General features: G+C 61.5%; 20 protein-coding genes and 2 pseudogenes. 9 read left to right on the top strand and 13 right to left on the bottom strand.

All coding sequences use genetic code 11. The annotated features are described in order from the left end of the window. Positions 1–148: 148 nt before the first annotated feature. From IPK59_03775 to IPK59_03805, 7 genes and pseudogenes are all read right to left on the bottom strand, one after another. On the bottom strand, positions 149–937 hold the full coding sequence (locus tag IPK59_03775; protein ID MBK8157929.1) for an ABC transporter permease: 789 nt from the start codon (positions 935–937) through the stop codon (positions 149–151). Further along, positions 934–1803 carry an ABC transporter permease gene (locus IPK59_03780; GenBank protein ID MBK8157930.1) on the bottom strand — a complete coding sequence of 290 codons (870 nt, stop codon included), beginning with the start codon at positions 1801–1803 and terminating at the stop codon, positions 934–936. Before IPK59_03780 ends, IPK59_03775 begins: the two co-directional genes overlap by 4 nt. A 1-nt stretch (position 1804) precedes the next feature. Further along, entirely contained in the window at positions 1805–2914 is a 1110-nt protein-coding gene (locus IPK59_03785) for an ABC transporter ATP-binding protein (GenBank protein MBK8157931.1), read from the bottom strand. Between the two features lie 79 nt (positions 2915–2993). After that, entirely contained in the window at positions 2994–4001 is a 1008-nt protein-coding gene (locus tag IPK59_03790) for an ABC transporter substrate-binding protein (GenBank protein MBK8157932.1), read from the bottom strand. 86 nt (positions 4002–4087) lie between these two features. Continuing rightward, positions 4088–5083: an FAH family protein gene (locus tag IPK59_03795; GenBank protein ID MBK8157933.1), complete on the bottom strand. Its 996-nt coding sequence runs from the start codon at positions 5081–5083 to the stop codon at positions 4088–4090. A 29-nt stretch (positions 5084–5112) separates the two neighbouring features. Then, a complete protein-coding gene (locus IPK59_03800) occupies positions 5113–5892 on the bottom strand; it encodes an SDR family oxidoreductase (GenBank protein ID MBK8157934.1) in 780 nt (259 codons plus the stop codon). A gap of 9 nt (positions 5893–5901) precedes the next feature. Beyond that, positions 5902–7641, bottom strand: a pseudogene (locus tag IPK59_03805) (dihydroxy-acid dehydratase). 159 nt (positions 7642–7800) lie between these two features. Between IPK59_03805 and IPK59_03810 the strand changes: the two are divergent. Further along, entirely contained in the window at positions 7801–8613 is an 813-nt protein-coding gene (locus tag IPK59_03810) for an IclR family transcriptional regulator (GenBank protein MBK8157935.1), read from the top strand. Next, positions 8540–9562 (top strand): aldose 1-epimerase, encoded by a 1023-nt coding sequence (locus IPK59_03815; GenBank protein MBK8157936.1) that lies wholly within the window; start codon positions 8540–8542, stop codon positions 9560–9562. The genes IPK59_03810 and IPK59_03815 overlap by 74 nt, the downstream gene beginning before the upstream one ends. 120 nt (positions 9563–9682) lie before the next feature. On the opposite strand, the gene IPK59_03820 is transcribed toward IPK59_03815, so the two are convergent. From IPK59_03820 to IPK59_03835, 4 genes are read right to left on the bottom strand one after another with little or no spacing between them, the layout of a single operon-like run. After that, entirely contained in the window at positions 9683–10456 is a 774-nt protein-coding gene (locus IPK59_03820; protein MBK8157937.1) for an SDR family oxidoreductase, read from the bottom strand. Further along, positions 10453–12192 carry a hydantoinase B/oxoprolinase family protein gene (locus IPK59_03825; GenBank protein ID MBK8157938.1) on the bottom strand — a complete coding sequence of 580 codons (1740 nt, stop codon included), beginning with the start codon at positions 12190–12192 and terminating at the stop codon, positions 10453–10455. Before IPK59_03825 ends, IPK59_03820 begins: the two co-directional genes overlap by 4 nt. Then, complete coding sequence (locus IPK59_03830) at positions 12185–14335, bottom strand: hydantoinase/oxoprolinase family protein (GenBank protein ID MBK8157939.1); 2151 nt, start codon at positions 14333–14335, stop codon at positions 12185–12187. The genes IPK59_03825 and IPK59_03830 overlap by 8 nt, the downstream gene beginning before the upstream one ends. Continuing rightward, positions 14336–15316, bottom strand: coding sequence for a dihydrodipicolinate synthase family protein (locus tag IPK59_03835; protein ID MBK8157940.1), 981 nt, complete (start codon positions 15314–15316; stop codon positions 14336–14338). Between the two features lie 211 nt (positions 15317–15527). On the opposite strand from IPK59_03835, the gene IPK59_03840 reads away from it, so the two are divergent. From IPK59_03840 to IPK59_03870, 7 genes and pseudogenes are all read left to right on the top strand, one after another. Next, positions 15528–16241 (top strand): GntR family transcriptional regulator, encoded by a 714-nt coding sequence (locus IPK59_03840; GenBank protein ID MBK8157941.1) that lies wholly within the window; start codon positions 15528–15530, stop codon positions 16239–16241. A 47-nt stretch (positions 16242–16288) separates the two neighbouring features. After that, complete coding sequence (gene dctP / locus IPK59_03845) at positions 16289–17242, top strand: TRAP transporter substrate-binding protein DctP (protein MBK8157942.1); 954 nt, start codon at positions 16289–16291, stop codon at positions 17240–17242. A 112-nt stretch (positions 17243–17354) separates the two neighbouring features. Further along, positions 17355–17834: a TRAP transporter small permease gene (locus tag IPK59_03850; protein ID MBK8157943.1), complete on the top strand. Its 480-nt coding sequence runs from the start codon at positions 17355–17357 to the stop codon at positions 17832–17834. Between the two features lie 12 nt (positions 17835–17846). Continuing rightward, entirely contained in the window at positions 17847–19154 is a 1308-nt protein-coding gene (locus tag IPK59_03855; protein MBK8157944.1) for a TRAP transporter large permease, read from the top strand. 33 nt (positions 19155–19187) lie between these two features. Further along, positions 19188–20648: an aldehyde dehydrogenase gene (aldA, locus tag IPK59_03860; GenBank protein MBK8157945.1), complete on the top strand. Its 1461-nt coding sequence runs from the start codon at positions 19188–19190 to the stop codon at positions 20646–20648. Between the two features lie 10 nt (positions 20649–20658). Further along, a pseudogene (locus IPK59_03865) lies at positions 20659–22196 on the top strand (altronate dehydratase). Continuing rightward, positions 22196–22882 carry a hypothetical protein gene (locus tag IPK59_03870; protein ID MBK8157946.1) on the top strand — a complete coding sequence of 229 codons (687 nt, stop codon included), beginning with the start codon at positions 22196–22198 and terminating at the stop codon, positions 22880–22882. Before IPK59_03865 ends, IPK59_03870 begins: the two are co-directional and overlap by 1 nt. Positions 22883–22936: 54 nt before the next feature. Here IPK59_03870 and IPK59_03875 read toward each other — a convergent pair whose 3' ends face one another. After that, positions 22937–23287, bottom strand: a complete 351-nt coding sequence (locus tag IPK59_03875) for a tautomerase family protein (GenBank protein ID MBK8157947.1) — start codon at positions 23285–23287, stop codon at positions 22937–22939. Between the two features lie 446 nt (positions 23288–23733). Next, on the bottom strand, positions 23734–24264 hold the full coding sequence (locus tag IPK59_03880; protein MBK8157948.1) for a helix-turn-helix domain-containing protein: 531 nt from the start codon (positions 24262–24264) through the stop codon (positions 23734–23736). Between the last annotated feature and the right edge of the window lie 25 nt (positions 24265–24289).

Consider the following 24289-nt stretch of genomic DNA (forward strand, 5'->3'; position numbering starts at 1 on the left):
CATCGGTGAAGACCTTTTTTTCTTGAGGCCGACGGGACCACGGTCACCAGATAAGAAGATTGCTGCATGGATCGGACACGGCGTGGACCTCCCCCAGAAATATTTCTAATTGGCGCTGCTATGGCGCACGGATGGTCGCCAGGCCCAGCTAGTGGTTCTCGCGCGGCATCAGATAGCGGGCGGCGAGCAGGCACATGAGCGTGGTGAGACCAGGTATCAACGCTACCAATGCGTTGATATCCGGCGTGAAGCCGAGGCGCATCATGGCCCATAGCCGGATCGGCAAGGTGTTGTCCGTACCCGTCACCAGCAGCGTGATCATCGTTTCGTCGAAGGAGAGCGCAAAGGCCAGGATGCCGGCGCCAATCATGGCGCTGGTCAAATTCGGCAGCAGCACATAGCGGAACGTCTGGAAGCCGCTGGCACCCAGATCGTAGGACGCCTCTATCAGGCTGCGGCTCAACGACTGCAAGCGTACCAGCAGCGTACGATAGACGAGCGCCAGCACGAAGACGGTGTGGCCGATGATCACGGTCACCAGCGAACGATCGAAATTGATCTCACGGAAATAGATGAGGAGCGCCAGCCCGGTGATGATGGGCGGCATCAGGAATGGCAGGAAGATGATGAACTGCAGCAGCGTGCGATCCTTTGACTTGCCGCTGTTGAAATAGAGCGCACTGGCAACGCCCAGAATAAGCGAACAGATGACGGCGGAAATACCCACGACCATCGTGTTGCGCAGCGCGACCAGGATGCCCTCGTTTGAGACCAGGGTCACATAGGCGTTGAAGGTCGGCTGCTGCCAATCGACGGCCCCCTGTTTTAGGGCAAAGAAGGACGAAACAATGGGCACCAGGATCGGTCCGTAGAGCAGGATAAAGACCAGACCCGTGATGGCGGCAAGCCAGCCTTGCACACGTGAATCCCGCGTCATTTCACGACACTCCGGTCGCGGCCGAAGATAGTGCCGATAGCGATGGCGCCAATGACGACAACGGCCAGGATGACAGAGAGGGCCGCGCCGAAGGGCCAGTTGAAAGCCGAACCGAATTGACTGTAGATGATGCGGCCGAAGGTGAAGCCGCTCTGTCCCCCCACCATCTGTGGCGTCAGGAAGTCACCGATCGCCAGCACAAAGACAAAAGTCAGCGCCGTGACCGCGCCGGGCAAGCTCAAGGGCAAGATGACGCGCAGAAAGGTCTGCGTCGAACTCGCGCCAAGATCGGCCGAGGCATCGATCAGCGAGCGGGGAATGCGTTCGAGCGACAGGAAGATCGGCAGCACGGCGAAGGGAATAAGGAGGACCGTCAGAGTCAGCAGGACGGCATTGAGGTTGAAGACGAAGAAAGTCAGCGGCTGGTCGATCAGCCCCAGCCAGAGCAGGCTGCGGTTGACTACGCCATTGCCGCCGAGAATGCTGCGGATCGCATAACTCTTGATGACGTAGCTCATGAGCAGCGGCACCAGCATGAGCATGAGCAGGATATAACGCTTGCGCCCGCGCAGGCCGGCCAGGAAATAGGCCACCGGGTACCCTGTGAGCACGGTGAGGAACGACACCTCCAGGCAGAGGATGCAGGTCTGCCACAGCACCGGGACGAAGATCGGGTCGGTGAAGAAACGCTGATAGTTGCGCAAGGTAATGCCGTAGGACATCACCCCATGTTCGGTCCAGAAGAAGCTGTAGGCGAGAAAAGCCGCCAGGGGGAAGAGGATGAAGGCGACAGGATAGACGAAGACGCCTATCAGCGCCGGCACATGACGCGTCGGTCGTTCAGCCGATGTCGCCGCGATGGACATCCTAGACCAGCACCAGGCGGCAATCGGCCGCCCGCCAATGCAGATTGGCGGTTTCGCCGACACTCAGTGCCACACCCTCGACCTTGCTGGGCAGGCGCAGGCGCAGGCTCAGGGGCTCGGTCTCGCCAGCGCGAAAGTTTGCCAGCGTATGCGCGCCGGCAAAGTTGAGGCTGGAAACGACCCCCAGGGCGCTGTTGTCATACCCAGTCCCGACGGGACCGAGTGCCAACGCCTCGGGTCGGAAGACAGCAAGCGCGCGGGCGCCGGCGGGCGCGGCGGCCAGTTCCGGCTGACCATCGATGGCGCAGGCAAGACGACCCAGCGAGGTTTCGATCCAACGCCGGTCGCCGATCGCTTCGCCCAGCCGGCCATCGATCAAATTGTTGTCGCCGAAGAAGCGCGCGACAAATTCACTGGCCGGCCGGTAATAGACTTCATGGGCGCTGCCCAGTTGCTGGATGCGGCCACCATTCATTACGCAGATGCGGTCAGCCATGGCGATCGCTTCTTCCTGGTCATGGGTGACGAAGAGGAAGGTCGTCTTGATCTCGCGCTGGATATCCTTGAGGAATAGTTGCATCTGGCGCCGCAATTCGACATCAAGCGCTGCCAGCGGTTCGTCGAGCAGGATGAGGCGCGGGCGGCAGATGATGGCGCGCGCCAACGCCACGCGCTGCCGCTGGCCGCCGGAAAGCTGTGCCGGAAAGCGGTGTGCGAGGTCCCGCAGCTGCACCAGTTCCAGCACCTCCCCAACCCGCCCGTCGATTTCCGTGTTCCTGACGCCGCGGACCTTGAGCCCATAGCCGATATTGGCAGCGACCGTCATATGCGGAAACAGCGCATAATCCTGGAAGACCGTGTTGAAGGGACGCTTGTTGATGGGCAAGCCGCTGATATCGCCGCCGTCCAGCAGGATCTGGCCGCTGCTGGGGCTTTCAAAACCGCCGATCATGCGCAGGATCGTGGTCTTCCCGGAACCAGAGGGACCCAGGATGGTGATGAACTCACCGTCGCGGACGGCGAGGTCGATCCGCTCCAGAACCGTCGTCGGGCCGAAGTTCTTTGAAACCGCCTTCAGTTCCAGCAGTAAGCGCTCGGTACTCATCGTCATCCAATTTGGTGTGGTCGCTGGCAAGAATGCGGCCGGCGAAACGCCCATGCGCTTCGCCGGCCAAACGGTTTGGTCCCGCTTACTGCGCGGCCTTGATCTCGTTCCAGAGATCGGCCCGCTTGGTCGGATCCTCGACCGATTCAAGGTAGATCAGCTTGTCGTCGGCGCCGGCATTGGCCGACGGCGCCACGGTATTGCCGAAGCCGGTACGCTTCGTCAACTGCTCACCGATCTGCTTCTGCAGGAGGAAGTCGATCCATGCCTCGGCCAGTTCCTTGTCCTCAACGCCACTGGTCAGCGCCCAGGTATCGAGCCAGGCCAGCGCACCTTCCTTCGGGTTGATATAGGCGATATGTGCGCCTGCATCCTGCATGGCCTTCACCTGCTGCTGGCCGTAATTGGCCCAGATGAGCGCCACGTCATTGCTCTGGTAGATCTGGAGCGCTTCGTCGGCGGTGCTGTAGAAGCTCAGCACATTGCTCTTCAAATCGACCAGTTTCTTCTTGATCTGGTCCATCTGCTCGGCGCTGAGATGGAAAGGATCGGCAAAGCCGAGCGTCAGAGCCGTGAAGGAGAAGTTGTGCTCGCCATTGTCATATGCAAGCACCTTGCCCTTGTATTTAGGATCCCACAGCACGTCCATCGAGGTCGGCGCCGGCTTCACCTTGTCGGTATCATAGATGAGGCCGATGGAGTCGAAGCAGAACGGAATGGCATGCACCTTGCCATCGCGCATGACGCCCTTGACCTTGGCGAGGTCATTGAAGATCGGCAGTTGCGACTTCTGGTTTGGCACATTGTCGAGATCGATCGGCGTGGTCAGGCCGGCATCAATATAGCGCTGGAGCTGCGCCGTGTTGACAGCGAAGAGATCGAAATCCTTGCCTTCGGAACCCTTGATCTTGGCCCAGATCTCGTCATCGGTGCCGATAAACACTACATTGACGTCGGCGCCGGATTTTTCCTCGAATTCCTTGACCCAGTCTTCGTCGGCATAGCCTTGCCAGGCGAGAACACGCAATTCCTTGGCATCGGCCGCCTGCGTGGCAATCAGCCCGGCACCCATCAACACGCAGATCCCGGCCATGACCGGCAACCCTCGCTTCACCAGTTTCCCAAACATGTTCAACCTCCTTGTTTATAGTTCGACCGCATCATTCAATCGTGATGTCGTTACAGCACCTTTACCGTCACCAGGCCCTCGTCCGGCACAGCAACCATCTGATTGCGGAGTGTTTTGCCGAAGACCTCCGCCTCGATCTCAAATACGTCCCCCGGCTGGGTCTTGATGCCCGAAGCATAGCTCATGACCGCCGCCCCGAAGAAGTAGGCATGCAGGTCGCCCGGCCGACGGAACATCGGATACCGGAAATGGTAATGTTCGAGATTGGCAATGGAGTGCGACATGTTCTTTTCTCCCGAGAGAAAATCCTCCTCCCACAGAATCTGGTCGCCGCGGCGGATGCGGGACTTGCCGCGCACGTCCTGCGGCAGTTCACCAATCAGGATCTCCGGCCCGATCGAGCAGGCACGCAGCTTTGAATGCTGAGTATAGAGATAGTTCTGCGCCTCTGTGATGTGGTCCGAGAACTCGTTGCCCAAGGCATAGCCGATGCGATAGGGCTGGCCGTCCGGGCCAACCAGATAGAGACCGACGATCTCCGCCTCCTCGGCCCCGGCCAGTGCATAGGCCGGCAGCGGGATGGGCTCGCCCGGTGCCAGTACGCAGGTACCTACACCCTTGTAGAACCATTCCGGCTGAATGCCGATCTTGCCCTTGCCCGGCTTACCGCCATCGAGCCCCATGCGAAATATCTTCATGGAATCGGATTCCGGCGCGCCGTCACCATGGGTGGCGACATGCATCTTGTTGCGCGCCGACGCAGATCCGATATGGGTTAGGCCGGTGCCGGTTATGAAAAAGCGCGCCGGCTCCGGATGTTCGATCGGCGCCATGACCTGATGCTTGGCCAGGAGATCGTCATAGTTGACCACACGGTCGGTGACGAACTCGTTCACCAGGGCTTCGATGCCGACCTTGCGGGCGATGGCGAGGTTGGCAATCTCGAACACACTGGAAATCTTGCCGATCTCGCGCGCGTGATTGCCATCGGGTTGCACGACGCCCACGTGACGGTGGCCATCCTGGAAATACTGAATAAGACGCATGATGATTTACCTCGTTTCTAGCCGGGCCATCAGACCCAGCCGCCATCGACAATGAAATTCTGGGATGAGCACATGCGGCTGTCATCGGCAGCGAGGAACAGCACCATGCGCGCAATGTCAGCCGGGAAAAGTCTGTCCTTGAGGCATTGGCGCTCGTCGATTTGCCGCTCGCCGGCCTCGTCGAGCCACAACTTCATCTGCCGCTCGGTCATCACCCAGCCGGGCAGGACGCAATTGACGCGGATGCGCTCAGGCCCGAATTCACGCGCCAACGCTCGGGTCATCCCGGTGATGGCGGCTTTTGAGGTGACATAGCCCGGGCAGTCGCCATCGCCCACCAGCCAGGTAATGGAACCGAAATTGACGATCGACCCGCCGCCGGCATCGCGCATCATCGGCCGCACGGCCTGTGCGGCAAAGAACTGGTGGCGGACATTGACCGCCATGCGGTCGTCCCAATAGTCGGGCGTTACATCTTCGCTGCGATGGCGGTCGTCATTGCCGGCATTGTTGACGAGAGCGCGGATCGGGCCATGCTTCGCGGCCGTGGCGGCGATGGCGGCCCGCAAGCCGTCGATATTCCGCAGATCGCATTGGATGAAGTCGGGTCGTGCGTGGCCGTCCTTGGCAATGCGCTCACACAGAGCCTTGGACGAAGCTTCGGCCAGGTCGACGAAAGTGACTTTGGCGCCCTGCTGGCAAAGATGCGTCACGATGCTTTCGCCGATGCCGCTGCCGCCGCCGGTGACGAAGACCACGCGGCCCTTGAGGCTGGGAAAGATGGCGGGTTGATCGATCAAGCCGTTCATAGAGAAACCTCAGTGAGATTGACGGGGCACGGCAGCACCGCGCTGGCCGACGAGAAAGTCGAAGTCGCAGCCGCGGTCGGCCTGCAGCACGTGATCGACAAAGAGCTTGGCGTAGCCGCCAGCGGTGGCAGTGCCCGTGGGCACGGGTGCCGTCCATCCGGTCCTGCGCCGGGCAAGTTCGGCATCCGATACGTCGAGATGGAGGCGGCGTCCGGCGACATCCAGCTCGATCATGTCCCCATCGCGTACCAGGGCGAGCGGACCGCCCAGCGCCGCTTCGGGTGCCGTGTGGAGAATGACCGTGCCATAGGCGGTGCCGCTCATGCGCGCATCCGAAATACGCACCATGTCGGCGATGCCCTTTTTAAGCAGCTTCGCCGGGAGCGGCATGTTGCCGACCTCAGCCATACCGGGATAGCCGCGGGGCCCACAATTCTTCAGCACCATGACGCAGTTTTCATCGATATCGAGCGCCGGATCATCGACACGGGCGTGGTAATCCTCGATCGTCTCGAACACCACGGCGCGCCCCTTATGCTGCATCAGGGCCGGCGTCGCCGCCGATGGCTTAATGACCGCGCCATTGGGTGCGAGGTTGCCACGGAGGACCGCGATGCCGCCTTCCGGCGTCAGCGGATTGCCGAGATCGCGAATGACTTCCTTGTTGTAATTTGGCGCGTCCTTGATCACCTCGCCGATCGTACCGCCGGCCACGCTGCGTGCTGCGAGATGCAGCATGCCGGCATCGCCCAAGGCGCGCATGACGGCCTTCAGGCCGCCGGCATAATAGAATTCCTCCATGAGGAACCGACCGGAAGGCATCAGGTCGACGATGGTGGGCACGCCGCGGCCGAACCTATCCCAATCATCGAGCCCCAGATCGACGCCGAGGCGGCCGGCCACGGCGATGAGATGGATGACGGCATTGGTCGAACCGCCGATGGCACCGTTGACCCGAATGGCATTTTCGAACGCCTGGCGGGTGAGGATCTGCGACATCGGCACATCCTCCTTCACCAGATCGACGATCCGGCGACCGGCAAGGTGCGCCAGCACATGGCGCCGCGCGTCGACAGCCGGAATGGCGGCATTGTCGGGGAGACCGATGCCGAGTGCTTCCACCATGCTGGCCATGGTCGAGGCCGTCCCCATGGTCATGCAGGAACCGGCCGAGCGGCTTTGGCCCTGCTCCGCCGCAAGGAAATCCTCGATCGAGATGCGGCCGGCCTTCACATCCTCGAACACTTTCCAGACGTGGGTGCCGGAGCCGACGGGAGCGCCGCGGAAATTACCGTTCAGCATCGGCCCGCCGGAAACAGCGATGGTCGGCAGATCGCAGCTGGCAGCACCCATCAGCAAGGCCGGCGTGGTCTTGTCGCAGCCGACCAGTAGGATGACGCCGTCCATCGGATTGCCGCGGATCGATTCCTCGACATCCATGGAAGCGAGGTTGCGGAACATCATGGCGGTCGGGCGCATATTGGATTCGCCCAGCGACATCACCGGGAATTCGAGCGGCAGGCCGCCGGCTTCTTAGACGCCGCGCTTCACATGCTCGGCGAGCGTACGGAGATGCGCGTTGCAGGGCGTGAGTTCGGAAAAGGTATTGCAGATGCCGATGACCGGCCGGCCATCGAACACATCGGCGGGGAGTCCTTCATTCTTCATCCAGCTGCGATGCATGAAGGCATTCTTGCCCTGCCCGCCGAACCATTCGGCAGAACGTAATTTCCGCGGCCAAGTGGCCATCCCCGTCTCCAGTGTCTTGCAGATCCCCTCCCTGACCAAAACCAGCCTTGATCAGGGCTTGCGATCCATTTTCTTGTTTGGTATTACGAAACAGTGTTTTGCATTGCCGTTACTGTAGGGCCGAGCGACGCCTCAAGTCAATGAACAGAAAGTGCTGTGATGTCGGATGAACGCTACCGGGTGCAAAGTCTCGGCCGCGCGCTTGATCTCCTGGAACTGCTGGCGAAGTCCGGCCGAGATGGCGGCCGCTTGACCGACCTCGCTTTCGGGCTCGGGCTTTCGAAGGCAGCGACTTATGCCATCCTGCAGACGTTCCTCTCGCGCAGCTTCATCTCCGCCATCGGCGAAGGTCCGACCAAACGCTACCGGCTCGGCATGTCACTGGCACGCCTCGGTGACCAGGCCATCTCCAACATCGCGCTCGCTGACATCGCCATGCCGGTGCTGCGCGCCCTCACGCGGGAGGTCGGCCTGACGAGCCGGGTTGCCGTTCTCGACGAAGGCTATGCTGTGGTGATCGGCCGTGCCGATGCACCGGGCGCCATTCGGTTCGATGCAGCACTTGGCCGGCGCGAGCTGCCGCACAGTTCCGCGGTGGGCAAATCCATGCTGGCCGCCATGCCACGCGCGCAGAGCGATGCCATCCTCCAGAAGATCGGCCTGCCGCAGCGGACACCGCATACACTCACCACGATCGCCGCGGTCAATGGAGATCTCGATCGCACCATCGCCCGCGGCTATGCCATCGACGATGAGGAAGATACCGAAGGCGTCGTGTGCATCGGCACCTGCGTGTTCGATCGGACCGGTAACGCAATCGGCGCCATCAGCATCACGCGCCTGAAGCAACAATCAACCGAGCTGCATCAGGATCAGCTGGCGGAGGCATTGGTGCGCCATGCCAACCAGCTCTCGCGCCATCTCGGCGGCCTGGATGGGATCGATGCCTGGGCGCTGCGCCGTGTTGCCTGAAGAACATATCACACTGCACGCGGGCGCCCTCACGGTCACCCTGCATCCAGCGATTGGCGGCTGCCTGGGCAGCTTTCTCTGGCAGCATCCGGATGGCCGTCAGGTGCCGCTGCTGCGCACGATGTCCGCCGGCGCCGCCAATAGCGAGAGTGCTGCCTGCTTTCCCTTGATACCGTTCTCCAATCGTATCCGGCATGGACGGCTCACCTTCGAGGGCCGCTCGATCTCATTGCCGCGCAACACCAGTGGCCAGCATGTCGAGCATGGCCATGGCTGGCAGCGGCCCTGGTCGCTGCAGAAGGTGACGGACCTTCACGCTACGATCGGTTTCACCCATGATCCGGAGCAGGATGCGACCTGGCCGTTCGCCTATGCGGCTGAGCAGGATGTTGCCTTGGACAAGGACGGCCTTACCGTGACGCTGCGTGCCCGCAATACCGGCGCGCGGCCCATGCCGATCGGATTCGGCCTGCATCCCTATTTTCTCCGGACACCACTCTGTCGCCTGCAGGCGATTGTTGAGGGGTTCTGGGAAACGGATACCGAGGTCTTGCCGACGCGCCATGTCGCGGTACCGGAGGCGTTTGATCTACGGCGCGGCCTGGCCATGAACAATGTGGTGATCGACAATTGCTTCACCGGCTTCGGTGGGCAGGCGGTGATTGATTGGCCGGAATTTGATTCGCGCCTCATCATGACGGCGGAAAGGCCGCTGCGCTTTCTGACGCTCTGTGCCCGATGCGGCGGTTGCGGCGGAGGAAGCGGCGGCCGGCATCGCGCCCTATTTCTGCGCCGAGCCCGTCAGCAATATCACCGACGCCGCCAATCTGCCGATGGTCGATCACGGCCTCAACGTGCTGGCACCGGGCGCGGAGATAAGTGCCAGCGTGCGATTCCAGCCGACCGTGCGCTAGAAGTCAGAGAGCCTAGTCTTGTGGCGATGACTTAAAAACAGTGCGCTCACCCATTTCTGGGAAAGGCGTCTCCTTCTGATTGGTTGCGGGAGACCAGTACCACCTAAAACGACTTTGCGCGGTCTGCTCGAATTCGACGCCGTGCATCGATTCCGTCAGTTCGGCTGCGCGGCCCAGGATTTGTAGGCGGTCATGGCCAGCCACCCGGCGTCGATCGGCAGGGTGATGCCGGTGATGACCGAAGCCTTGTCCGAGCAGAGGAAGAGGATGGCCTCGGCAACATCCGCCGGCTGGACGAAGCAGCCGAGTGCGGTCGCGCCGATGATGGCCTGGGGGTCACGTTGGCCGGAGTCAATGCGCGCCTGCATCGCTGGCGTCAGCGTATAGCCGGGCGCCACGGCATTGACGCGAACGCCAGAAGGTCCCAGTTCCGCGGCCAAAGTCTCGGTCAGCGAGACGATGGCGGTCTTGGTGGCGCCGTAAGCCGGCTGCGCCGATGGCCGGTAGCTGTTGACGGAGGCGAGGGTGACGATACTGCCCTGCCCGGCCGCTTTCATCAGGCGCCCAAAGGCCTGGCAGCAGGCAACCGTGCCGAGGTAATTGATCCGAAGAATGCGCTCGGCTTCGCCCAGGTCCATATCGAGGACACGGGTGGCGTTCTGCAGGATTCCGCCGGAATTGACCAGCACATCTATGCGGCCAAATTGCGCAGAGAGCGCCGCCGCCACTGACGAAACCGAGGTCGCATCGGCAACATCGACAGCCATGAAGACATGCGGGGCGCCGAGCGATGCCGCGACGGCCTGCCCCTTTGCGACATCGATATCCAGCACCGCAACACGGTAGCCGGCGGCAGCAAAGCACTTTGCTGTCGCCTCGCCAATGCCGCTGCCGGCACCCGTGATGACAGCCACACGCTCGCTGTTCATGATACCTGTCCCGCCATGTCGGACCGCAGCTTTGCCGTCTTCTCAATATCCGGCGCCAGATCGTCGGCGAGCACGACGCCGAACCGAGTTCGTGCAAAACTCTCCGAGATTTTTCCGTCGGCGATATCCATCGCCACCGCCGCAACATCGCGCGTCAGCGGATCGCCATAGCCCCCGCCGCCCGCTTGCTCATGCCGGACCACGTCACCATGACGGATCGTCCGCGTCGTCTTGCTCGGCAGCGGCTGCGCATTCAGTTGGTTGTGCGACGTGGCTGCCGACGCACCCCCGAACAGGCCATAGGGCGCATGGACATGTCGGTCGGCGCGGATCTGCATCATCGCCTCCGCTGCCAGCAGTCGATACTGCCGCACCAATCCCAAGCCGCCGCGGAACCGACCTGGTCCGCAGGAATCGGGCCGGAAACCATACTCCTCGACAAGTATCGGAAAACGGTCTTCCAGCGTTTCCACCGGCATGTTCGACATGTTCTGTGAGGGGTTCGTGACACCCTCGATACCGTCCTTGTCGGCCCGCGCGCCCCAGGCACCGTTGATCATATCCACCAGGATGAATGGTGCGCGCGTCTTGGCATCATTGCCGCCGATGGAGATCACCGTATTGCCGCCTTCGCCAGCGGCCACCACGCGATCCGGGACTATCTGGGCCAAGGCACCCATCACCACATCGACCACGCGGTAACCTGTGAGCGCCCGTGCGGCCACGGCGGCCGGCAGCTCGGGATTGAGGATGCTGCCCTTGGGCGCCGTCACTGTGATGCAGCGATAGATGCCGGCATTGTTTGGGACATCCTGGTCAAGCGCGCAGCGGATGGTCAGATAGGCCGCCGACTTTACAAAGGATAGCGTGCTGTTGATGGCACCCTTTACCTGCGGCGAGCTGCCGGTGAAGTCGACCGTCAGGTGATCGCCCCGTACAATGATCTTGCAAACGATGGGAATGCGCCGGTCGTCAATGCCGTCGCCATCGATATAGTCGGTGAAACTGTAGCTGCCGTCCGGCCAGGCCGAGATTGCCTTGCGCGTCAAAGCCTCGCCATATTCGATCAGCCGATCGAAGTAGCTGCGCGTCTCGGATTCGCCATAGCGTTCGATGAGGCGGCAGAATTCCCGCTCGCCGATACTGCAGGTCGCAAGCTGCGCATCGAGATCCCCGAGCACCAGGTCAGGCAGGCGCACATTCTGCCGGATGAGGGCGAACAGCGTCTCGTTGGGCGTGCCGGCGCTGTAGAGCTTCAGGGGCGGGATCCGGAGGCCTTCCTGGTAGATCTCGGTCGAGTCCGCGGCATTGGAGCCCGGCACCCGCCCGCCAACATCGCAATGATGGGCGATGACCACCGCGTAGCCCTGCAGCCGCCCATCGAGGAAGATCGGCTTGAACATGAAAATGTCGGGCAGATGCATGCCGCCATTGTAAGGGTCATTGAAGATGACCACGTCCCCCGGCACCAGACTGGTTCCGAACTTTGCCTGCAGCGCCTCGACCGCATCAGGCACGGCGCCGAGATGCAGGGCAACGGTCTTTGCCTGTGCCAGGATGCGGCCCTCCGCGTCGCAAAGCGTGCAGGAGTAATCGAGCACGTCACGCACAATCGATGAACGCGCCGTGCGCATGACCGTGTAAGCCATGTCGTCGACAATGGTGTCCAGCGCACTCTTCACGATGGCAAACGTGAAGGGATCCGGCGCCAGGCGATTTTTGTCAGTTTCAGACATGCAAGAATTCCTGCCGCCGCTTTGTACGCTGTGTTTGCTGCAGCAGTTCGGCCAGCAGATTGCCCTGCTTGTCCGCGGCGACGCTGACAGCCGGCGGTATCACGACCGTGCTGTCGCTGCTTTCGATGATGGCGGGGCCGTCGATTCTTCCGGAAAAGGTGTCCCGCGCCAGGATCGGCGTCAGCAACCAGCCATGCTTGCTGCCGAAATAGACCGGTCGCTCCGATATCACGGCGACCCGCCCCGGGTCGGGCAGTCGCAACCTGTTGAAATCGAGCTTGTTGTGCCGGATGCCGCGAGCCACCAGGCGGATGTTGGTCATTTCGATCTCGTCAGCCGAAGCATAGTGATAAAGCTGCTCGTAGCGTTGGATAAAATCCCGACGCAGGCCGCTACGCGTGTCCGTATCGAACCGGATGGGAAGCGGAACCGGAATGGCCGCGTCCTGGCCGATGAACCGCAGATCGATGGTGAAAGCGAGATTGATGTCCCCTTCGCCAAATCCGTCCAGCGCCATGCGGGCGCGGGCCTCGGTGCGCAGCTCGGCGACGCGGCTGCCGACTTGAACTGCATCAAAATGACTCAGCGGGCCGGGATTTGGGCGAATAAAATAGTGCTCCACATCGCCGGTCAGCATACCCATAGCGGTAAAGACACCCGGCATGCGTGGAAACAGCACATGCGGAATGTCGAGTGTCAGAGCGAGATCGCAGGCATGGAGCGGTCCGCTGCCACCGAAAGCCAGCAGGGTGAAGTCGCGCGGGTCGACACCGCGTTCGACCGTCACGGCGCGGATTGCACGCGTCATGTTGGCGTTCACCATGTCGCGGATGCCACTGGCCGCAAGATCGACGCTGACACCGAGCGGCTTGGCGATCGTACGCTCGATGGCGGCAAGTGCCGCAGTTCGGTCCAGGGTCAAGGCACCACCGGCCAGGGTCTCCGGCAGGAGGCCCAGGGCGACATTGGCGTCGGTCACGGTCGCCTGCATGCCGCCACGTCCGTAACAGGCCGGACCGGGTTCGGCGCCGGCGGAAATCGGCCCCACGCGCAGCAGGCCACCCGCATCCAGGGTGGCGATCGAGCCCGCGCCGCTGCCCACCTCCGCCACATCGATGGTGGGGACGGTCATCATGTAGCCGCCAGCCTTGATGAACCGGCTGGGCGTGCTGATGCCGTCGCGAAACTCATATTCGGTCGCGCGCGCGATCTCGCCACCCTGGACCAGGGATGCCGAGGCCGTGGTACCACCCATGTCGAAGACAATGAGGTCAGGCTTCCCCAGGCTGTCCCCCAGTCGGGCCGCCCCCATGACGCCTGCCGACCGGCCCGAGGAAATGAAAAAGACCGGCTTTGCTTCCGCCGTCTCCGCCGATGACAATCCGCCGTTGGAATTGCCGACCAGCAAGGGCGCGGTGATACCGATCTTCTGCAGGCCCAGGCGCAGCTGCTTCAGATATGTCTGCATCACCGGCAGCACATAGGCATTCACGGTCGCCGTGCTGGTACGTTCATATTCGCGCTGTTCCGGCAGTACAGATACCGAGGTCGTGACCGGGATATGCGGGAAGGCTTGCCGCAGGATTCTCTCAGCGGCAATTTCATGGGCCGGATTGCGATAGCTATTGATGAAGCAGATGGCGATCGACTCGACCCCGCCCGCCACCAGTTCGCCACCGATCCGCATCACTTGCGCGGGATCGAGCATCGTCAGGACCTGGCCCCGCGCGTCGATCCGCTCGTCGATCTCCCGCCGCCATTGCCGGCGCACCAGGGGTTGCGGCTTGTCCCAGGTCAGGTCGAACATGTCCGGCGTGCGGATGCGGCCGATCTCCAGCACATCGCGAAAACCGCGCGTCGTCAGCAGGCCGGTCCTAGCACCGGCTTTTTGCAGCAGCGTGTTCGAGCCCACCGTGGTGCCATGCAGCACTTCGGAAACTTCGCCAGGGGACAGCTTCGCATCAGCCAGAATCAGTGCGATGCCGGCAATCACCGCCTCGGCCGGATGCGTTGGTGTCGAAGGTACCTTGCGCGAGAAGGTCGTTCCGACCGCGTCGAGCAGGACAAGATCGGTGAAAGTGCCGCCGATATCGACGCTGATGCGGACCTGGCGGGCTTCCTGCCTATGATCGCGCTCGCTCATTCAACCTCGCCGCAACGCGACAATTTTCGGATCAACCGATTCACCCTCGCGGTAGAGGGTGCGCCAGGCCGGCGGCAGGCCAGCCTCCCAGCGGCGGAAGTCGGCAATCATGCGCGCTTCGTCGATGACCGGAATCTCGGCCATCGGCGGCAGCACGCGGCGCCAATCATCATGTCCGGTCGCGTCGGCAATGACACCCTTGATGGACGCGATGAAAGGCCGTCGCGACAGGATATTGTCGCCGGCCAGGATGTGCGGCACGAAGCACTTCTGCTCGAAGGTAGTGGGTGCTGCAAACATCGCCCGCATCAACCGCGGCATGACGTTGGCAAGACCGCAGATAGTACCGGCGGCACCACTTGCCAGGGCCTGCGGCACATGGATCTCACTGCCGGTATAGATGGTCAGGTGGGAAAAGCGCCGCAGCAAGGCCTCCGTACAGTCGAAATCGCCGCTGCTGTCCTTGATCCCGGCAATCTGTCCCGGATAGCGCTCGTCCAGCCGCCGCACGACATTGGGCGTGATCGGCACGCCGCTGATATCCGGGAAATGATAAAGAAAGAGCTTCAGATCGGGCCGGGCGATGCGGTCGATCACGGCTGAATAGAAGCGGAACGTACCGTCTTCGGTGATGCCGTTGCGATAGACGCAAGGCGGCATCAACAGCAGCCCCGCGACGCGCTGGTCCAGCGCATGGGTCGACAAGGCGACAACATCCCGAATCGACAGGGCACCCACTGAAACGATGATCCGGCTGGGGTCGAGCCCGCCTGCCGTGACCCGTTCCAGGGCCGCCTGCCGATCGGCGACCGCAAATTCCGCACCTTCACCGGTGGTACCGAACAAGGTAACGCCATCGCAACCATCTGCCATCAGCGCTTGGCAACGCGCCAGCAACAGCTCGACGTCCGGCCGGAACTCCGCCGTGACGGGCGTCGTGACCGCGACGATGAGGCAATCGGTGTTCGGAAGTCCTGCCACGATTGAACGCGTCCTCAAATGATGCAGCGCGCGCGAACCACACCGCGCTGTCGCTGGGGGCGAGCGCCAATAATGATGGTTGATTGGTGATTGTCAACAATGTCCTTGACGCTCGACTGGCGCGATGCGAGCATCCCTTCATGAAAAACCACCGCGCGGCATTGTCTGCGCCGGCAACGGGTCAGCCACCGGGCTGACAGATTGAGGTAACGTGAAACCTGCCAATTCAGCCAAGCTCGACCGACGCTCTCTCGATTGGCGGGCAGCCGACCTCCTGCGCGAACAGATCCTGAGCGGCGAGTTGCCCCATGGCCATCGCCTGGTCGAAACCTCGCTCGCCGAACAGTTGGAAGTCAGCCGCGGCACGTTGCGCTCGGCGCTGCGCACCCTGTCTTATGAAGGGCTGATCGACCAAGTCGCCTATACCAAATGGATAGTGCCTGAACGCTCCCACGCTGATGCCTGGGAACTTTACACCCTGCGCGGTAGCCTTGAGGGACTGGCCGCCCGACTGGTGACCGAACGCCAGCGTCCTGACGCCATCAACTCGGTCCGCGCGGCGTTCGACCGGCTGGTGAAGGCCGTGGCGGCGGAAAGCCACAGTGCCGTCGCGGAGGCCGATGCCGCGCTCCACAAGACCATCATTGTTGCCGCCGGTCATCGGCGTCTGCTTGAGCAGTACCAGCTGCTGGAACAGCAGATCCGTCATTACATCATCTGGTCGAATGCCATGATCGTCGATCTGCACCAGATGGTGCCGGCGCATCAGCCGCTCGTGGCGGCCATCGTGGGCGGGGATGTCGAAACGGCGGCCCGCCTGGGGCTCGAACACAACGCCCCCGAAGTCGACAAGGCCGCCGGCGATATGGCGCAGCATGAAATCAACACCGCGGCGCCGAACGGTGCCGCCAAGAAGTCTAAGTAAAATCGAGACCAAAATGGTTCGAACAATTGCAACCCAGGGAGGGGATTATGAAGCACGAAGGAGTGACTCTATTCGGTAAGGCTTTCGGCCGCCGCGCGTTACTTGCCGGCGGCGCTGCCGTGCTCGCCACGCCATTCATCGCACGTTCTGGATTGGCTGCCGCCAAGCAGTTTCGTATCTCGACGCCGGGCACTGCCGAGGAATGGCAGTCGAAAGCCCTGGAAGCATTCAAGGAATCGCTCAACAAGAACGCCGCCGGCCAGTTCGACGTTCAGATTCACTACAATGGCACGCTCTTCGCGCAGGGCACCGAGATTGAGGCCATGCAGCGCGGCAATCTCGAAGTCGGCATGATCTCACCGCAGGATATCGCCGCGATCATTCCCGAATATTCCGTGTTCACCACCGGCTACTTGATGCGCGATCCAGCTCATCTCGACGCTGTCTATGACGGCGAAATCGGCACGGAATATGCGGCCCGGGTCGAAAAGGATGTGCAGGTCCACATCGTGCGCAGCCAGTATCTGGGAACCCGCCACGTCATCCTCCGCGCGCCCAAGGACATCAAGACGCCGGCCGACATGGCCGGCCAGAGCTGCGCATGCCCGGCTCCGATGCCTGGCAGTTCCTCGGCAATGCGCTCGGCGCCAACGCCACGCCGCTCGCCTTCGAGGAAGTCTACCTCGCCATGCAGACGGGCACGATCGACGGGCTCGAAAACCCTCTGCCCGATGCCATGGCCTCGAAATTCTATGAAGTCTCCAAGCAGATTGTGCAGACCGCGCATATGGTCTCCAACACCTTCTTCGCCGTGGCCGGCGGTTTCTGGAGCGGCCTCTCCGATGACGAGAAGAAGGCGATCGAGGCCGCCGAGGCGGACGCCAAGAAGTTCAACGATGACAATGTCGTTGCGACCGAGAAGGATGCCGCCGCCTTCTTCGAAGGCAAGGGCGTCGCTGTCACGACGCCGGATGTCTCCGCCTTCCGCGAACAGGTCCTGACCAAGTTTGCGGAATCCGACTTCGCCAAGAGCTGGCCGGAAGGCATGCTCGACCGCATCAAAGCCGGCGCGTAACGCTCGCAACGGCACCAGACAAGGTGGAAACGGCGGCCATGACCAGTGGGCTTCACATCGGCCTGAAGCGCTTTGCCGAGCTGGTCGCGGCCGCCGCCTTTGCCGCCATGTTCGGCGCGTTCATGATCCAGATCGTGAGCCGGTATGTCTTCAACATGCCGGTCTCATGGTCGCTGGAAATCTGCTCGATTGCCTATATCTGGATCGTTTTCTGGACCTGCGATCTCCTGGTCAGCGAACGACAGCACATCATCTTTGACGTGCTCTATCTGAAGTTTCCACCGAACTGGCGGCGGCTGGTCGGCATCTTCAATACCGCCTCGCTGGGCATGGTGTTCCTGGCCGGGCTGTGGGTGACGCTTGATTACATCTTCACCCAGACCCGCAGGACCATGATTCTCTATGTGCCGCTCAACATCGTTTACGCCTGCTTCGGCGTTTTCATGATCGCCGTCATCGTCGGCGCCGCCTTGCGACTGCGCAAGCTGTTCGGCGCTTCCTGGCAACAACATCTCTGACGGAATTATTCTATGAGCGTCGCCGCCTGGGTGATGTTTGGGCTGTTCTTTCTGTGGTCGTTTCTCGGCATGCCGATCGGCCATGCCATGATGGCCGCCGCCTTCGTCTATCTCATCTGGACCGGGCAGGATCTGGCGATCGTGGCCTCGCAGAGCCTCTCCGGCCTCTTCAACAGCTTCGTCCTGATGTCCGTTCCGCTGTTCATCCTGTCGGCCGACATCATGAACGCCAGCAAGATCACCGACCGCCTGTTCGAATTCGCCAATCTGCTGGTCGGCCGCATGCGTGGTGGCCTGGCCCATGTCAACGTCGTGGCCAGCATGATCTTCTCCGGCATGAGCGGCAGCGCGCTCGCCGACGCGGCAGGCCCCGGCAAGCTTGAAGTCGATATGATGATCAAGGCGGGCTACTCGCCGGGCTTCTCGGCCGCGTTGAGCGCCACCTCGGCCATCATCGGTCCGATCATTCCGCCCTCGATCCCCATGGTCATCTACGGCGTCGTCTCCAACACCTCGATCGGCTTCCTGTTCATAGCCGGGGTCATTCCGGGCTTGCTGCTGGGGTTCACCCAGATGGGCATCGTCGCAATCATTGCCAGGAAGCGCAACTTTCCGGTCGAAGCCAAGCCAACACGCCCCGAGGCTGTGCGGACGCTCAAGACCGCGCTGCCGGCCTTGCTCTTGCCGGTCATCATGCTGGGTGGGATCTACAGCGGCGCGGTGACGCCAACTGAAGCCGCCGCCGTCGCCGCCGCCTATGCCTTGCTGTTGGCCGTGTTCTGGTACCAGACGCTCAATTTCGGCAAGTTCGTCAATGTCCTCATCGATTCCTCGCGCTCGACGGCGATCGTTGCCATCACCATCGCCGGCGCCCTGGTGATGAACTGGATTGTTGCCGCCGAACAGATCCCCGAGGCCATGGGCGCCTGGATGATCTCGCTCGACATGTCGCCCGTCATGTTCCTCCTGGCGGTCAACATCCTTTTCCTTTTTCTGGGCGCCTTCCTCGACACCATGCTGATGCTGTTGATCGTCGTGCCGATCTTGATGCCCACCGTGGTCAATCTCGGCATCGACCCGGTACATTTCGGCGTCACCTCGGTGATCAACATGATGATCGGCCTGGTGACACCGCCGATGGGCGAGCTGGTGTTCCTGATTTCGGGCGTGTCCGGTGTGCCGGTGGCGGCGATCAGCAAGGAACTGTGGGGGTTCCTCATTGCCTTGATCGGCCTGTTATTTGTGCTGGTTTATGTGCCGGAAATCACCCTGTGGCTACCCGTCCAGATGGGCTACCAGCCGATCCATGCGGTGCCGTGAAAATTTAGGCGTTAGGAGACGGAAATGCCGACGATGAAGGATATCGTGAATGGAGTAAGCCGCTACCGGCACTTCATCAATGGCGGCTGGACAGACTCCACCGCCAAGGAATGGATCGAGGTCGAGAATCCAGCAACCGGCCAAGTCATCGCAACGGTCCCCAAGGGCACTGCCGACGATGCTGACCGCGCATTGGTGGCCGCACAGGCGGCGCAGCCCGGTTGGGAGGCGAAACCGCCCATCGAGCGGGCAAGGCTGCTGATCGGGCTTGCCCGGCTCATCCTCGAAAACCGCGACCGGCTGGCACGTCTGGTGGTGGCCGAGCAGGGCAAGCCGCTGCAGGAAGCGCGCGGCGAGATCGAAGGAACAGCGCTCTATCTCACCTATGCCGCCGAGGAAGCGCGGCGCATCACCGGCGACATCATTCCGTCCGACAATGCCGACGAGCAGGTCTGGATCGAACGGGTCGCCCATGGCGTCGTGGTGGGATTGACCGCCTGGAACTATCCCGCGGCGCTCACCACCCGCAAGATGGGGCCGGCCTTGATGGCTGGCAACACCGTCGTCATCAAATCTCACGAGGGTACACCACTCTCGGCCTTAGAGATCGCGCAGCTTTCGACTCAACTCGATTTCCCGCCGGGCGTCATCAATGTGGTGAGCGGCACCGGCGACGGACTCGGCGCGGCCTTGGTCAGGCATCCGATCCCGCGCCTCATAACGCTCACCGGCAGTGTCCGGGCAGGCAAGGAGATCTTCAAGAATGCCGCCGACGATCTCAAGATCCTGCGCCTCGAGCTGGGCGGCAAGGCGCCCTTCATCGTAGCCGAGGATGCCGATATCGGTGCCGCCGTGAAGGCGGCGGTAGCCTCGCGCTTCGAGAATTGCGGCCAGATCTGCATCTGCAATGAGCGCATGTATATCCATGAGCGGATCGCCGACGAGTTCACCGAGAAATTTGTGAAGGCGGTCAAGGCATTGAAAATAGGCAATCCGCTCGATCTGGTCGATATCGGCCCCAAATTCAGCGGCCCCGAACTCGACAAGGTCGAGCGCATGGTGAAGGCGGCGGTCGCTGCCGGCGCCAGAATCCTGACCGGCGGCAATCGCTTGACCCAGGGTGAATTTGCGCAGGGGCACTGGTTTGAGCCCACGGTCCTCACCGCCACCGATAATCGCATGGCGATCATGCAGGACGAAGTCTTCGGCCCGGTTATCCCCTTGATGAAGGTCACGGACTTCGACGAGGGACTGCGCCTTGCCAACGAATCCCGCTATGGTCTGTCTGCCTATGTTTTCACCAAGGATCTGCGGCGGCTGATGCGCCTCATTCGAGAGCTGAAATTCGGCGAGATCTACGTCAACCGGCCCGGCGGCGACGCGGTCCATGCCCATCATGCGGGCTTGCGCCACAGCGGCATCGGCGGCGAAGACGGCAAATACGGTTTTGACGCCTATTTCCAGAAGAAGACAATCTATGTGAACTATGCCTGACGTGAGAGAGATGACCGAACGTAGCAACCAACCGCCCATCCTGTTGCTCAACCCGGCCGACCCGCTGGTCGTGGCCACCCGTGACCTCGCAGCTGGCGAGGAGATCGGGCTGGGGGAGTTGAGGCCGCTGGAGCCGATCGGTCGCGGACACAAACTGGCGATCAAGCCGATCGAGAAAGGCGCGCCCGTGCGCAAGCTCGGCCAGATCATCGGCCTGGCGACCCAGGACATCGCAACTGGCCGTCATATTCACACCCACAATGTCGAATTCCGTCCGAGTGCCGCCGATCATGGGATCGGCGCCCATCGCAGCAATCTGCCGATTCTGCCAGAGAGCGAAGCCGCGACGTTTGAAGGGATCAGGCGCGCCGATGGCTCCGTCGCAACGCGCAACTATATCGGCATCCTCACCACGGTGAATTGCTCGGCCCAGGTCGCGCGCATGATCTCAGATCATTTCCGCCTGTCGGACGACCTCAAACCCTATCCCAACATCGACGGCATCGTGGCCCTCACCCACAAGAGCGGCTGCGAAGGCGGCGACGAGACGGAAGGCTATTACGCACTGCGCCGCACGGTGGCCGGCTACGCCAAACACGCCAATTTCGGCGCCGTACTGATCATCGGCCTCGGCTGCGAAGCCAACCAGCTGCCGCGCCTGGTGACCGAAGAAGGACTGCAGGCCGGGCAGCGCATCCACACCCTGATCATTCAGGATTTCGGCGGCACCCGCAAGACTGTCGATGCCGCGATTGCCAGGATCCGGGAGATGCTGCCGGTCGTGAATGCCGTCAAACGCGAGACGGTGCCGGCAAAGCATCTGATCCTCGGCCTGCAATGCGGTGGGTCCGATGGGTTCTCGGCCATCACCGCCAACCCGGCGTTGGGAGTCGCGGCCGACATCCTGGTGCAGCATGGCGGCACCTCGATCCTCAGCGAGACACCGGAGATCTACGGCGCGGAACATATGCTGTTGGGTCGCGCGATCAGCGACGAGGTCGGGCGCAAACTCCTCGACCTGCTGCGCTGGTGGGAGAAATATGCGGCTCGGAACGACGAGTCACTCGACAACAACCCTCTCCCGGCAACAAAGCTGGCGGGCTTACCACCATTCTCGAGAAGTCCCTCGGAGCTGCCGCCAAGGGTGGGCGCAGCGATCTGGTGGACGTCTACAAATATGCTGAACCCGTCACCAAGTCAGGCTTGGTTTTCATGGATACACCGGGCTACGATCCGGTCGCTGTCACTGGCCAAGTGGCCGGTGGGGCGAACATGATCTGTTTCACCACCGGCCGCGGGTCGTGTTTTGGCTGCAAGCCGGCGCCCAGCCTGAAGCTGGCCACGAATTCGCCCATGTATCACCGCATGGCCGACGATATGGATATCAATTGCGGTGAGATCATGGACGGGGCCAGTACCGTGGAAGAAATGGGCGAACGCATCTTCCAGCTGATTCTCGACACAGCGTCCGGCAAACGCAGCAAAAGCGAAATCATGGGCTATGGTGAAGATGAATTCGCCCCCTGGCAATTGAGCGCCACGCTCTGATGCCACCGGTCTGGCCGCCGCCGGAAAGTGCCTGGAAAAAGACTCTGGGAAAGGCGGTATCCGCCCATCATGGCGCCACATGCCTGAGCAGATGGGAGGATGTCGGCAAGCTGCTCGGCAAGCCTAAGGTCATCTGTTGTCTCGGCAATGGCCCGTCCAGCGAGGATGCCAACCTCGAAGGGCAACCCTTCGACGCTCTGTTCCGCGTCAATTATCAATGGCTGAGCCGCGGTTTCCTGACCGACCCGGCCATTGTCTTCACCGCAGACCCAGAAGCGCCACCGGCTGGATCGCGTGCGATTCTTGCTTTCCCGACGCGCGAGGATGCCAATCTGATTCTGCGCGGCCATGATGCCGCCGGCCAGCACACGCCGCGGCGGTATTTCGTCTTTCCCGAACTGCCGTCACCCGTCGCGGCACGAACCTGGCCGGCGCGACCGACCAACGGTGCCCTGATGATCGCTGCTGCTGTTGCCTTGGCACCTCGCCGCATTGTCATTGCCGGGATCGACCTCTATGATCATCCGGCGGGCAAATATCCGGGCGTTTCCGACGTCGACAATATCTATGACGATATCCATGACCGGGATGTCGACCTCGACGTCATCCGACTGGCCCTCAACGGATTTGCCGGCGAGGTTACGATCCTGGGTGAGCGGCTACAAAGGGCCCTGAACCAAAGCTGAGAGCTCAACCGCCCTCGCCTGCCCTCTTGGCGTTCATTCAGCTTCCAATGAAAATCAGCTGTCGATGCGCGCGCTGAACCAATTGTCTGTACCGGTCTCAAGGAAGACGACAGAGACGTCATTGCGCGGGATCCCTGCATCGACGCAGAGCGCGCACAGCCCTTCGTAAGTCTCGCGCTTGACGGTATGGCTGCGCCCTGGCAGCAAGGTTATTTCAACGATGAAGCAAGTCTTCATTGGCATGGTGCGCGGCAAGAGCACTGCCTGCGGTGTCGTGAGCAGAACCTGATAGGCGTCTTCCGCCACCTGATGAATGGCAGCGAAGGTCTTGCGCAAGGAATGCAAAAAAGAGTCCGAAACGACTGCGGCATTTTCCTTCGTGGCAGAAATGCGAATGAGCGGCATTTTGTGACCAGATGAAATGAAGATCAATGAGCCCGGCCGGTGCCAGGAACTGCTGCCAGATTGGCCGCGATATCGATCCTATTGCACTAACGCGAGTATACATCATCTCTGACTTCGAATGTGTCACGGCTTTGCCTCACGGAAAAGGCAATATTCCGTGTGTTGAGGGGCACTTGTATCTGGAGTGAACCGAGAAAGGCCGGATCAACCCGGATTTCCCCGGACGGCGCCGGATAAAACGCGGGAAAACCGGGCAAATTGAGCTACTCCGCCTCTTCCTGGCGAGCGCCACGGGGGAGGCTTTTTGATTCTGGAGTCAGCGCTCGTGCCGGCGCTATCGCCACTTGATCCTGGAGAAACCAGCACGAGCGTTCGCACTCGCGGGACGTGCAACGGATTGACGGATTCCACACCAAATGGTGGTATCCGAGTGGCCACGACCAGCTTTAGGCCGAGCGTTTACTAGATGGGGCGTCGGCAGCGGGCGTTGACCGCAGATCGCGCCGAAGCTCCTCGAGCGCCAGCTTCAACCCCACAATTCGCTCGCCGGGGTCCGTGTAAGCGTCGATCAACTTGTTGAAAATACGGGCTGATGTCTTGCCGTGGTCGTTTGCGCCCATGCGGGCGTTTTCCTCCCGGTACACGGTGGCGACGCCGTCCGTGATCTTCCCGAAAAGGTCGATATCGACATAGGTAGACGGGAGCGGTGCTAACCGCATCTCGCCCTGCCCCGTCGCTAACCAATTCAAATTAATACGCTTTGGAGCCGCCAGCCGTGACAGCACGTCGAATGGGGCGGCGCTCAACCCTCGTACATATCGCTTCAACTGCTCTGCGCTCACCCCAGCGGCGTCGGCTGCATCCTTCTTTCGGCCGTACAGATCGATGACCGCATTTATGCGAGTTCCGAGTTCCACATCCGAACTCGGAACTGCTCCATCGCCTACTTCATTTAGTTCCGACTTCTTATAAACCATTGATACTCACCAGTAATATTGAATA

This window comes from Rhodospirillaceae bacterium (assembly GCA_016712715.1).
GTDB lineage: Bacteria > Pseudomonadota > Alphaproteobacteria > Dongiales > Dongiaceae > Dongia.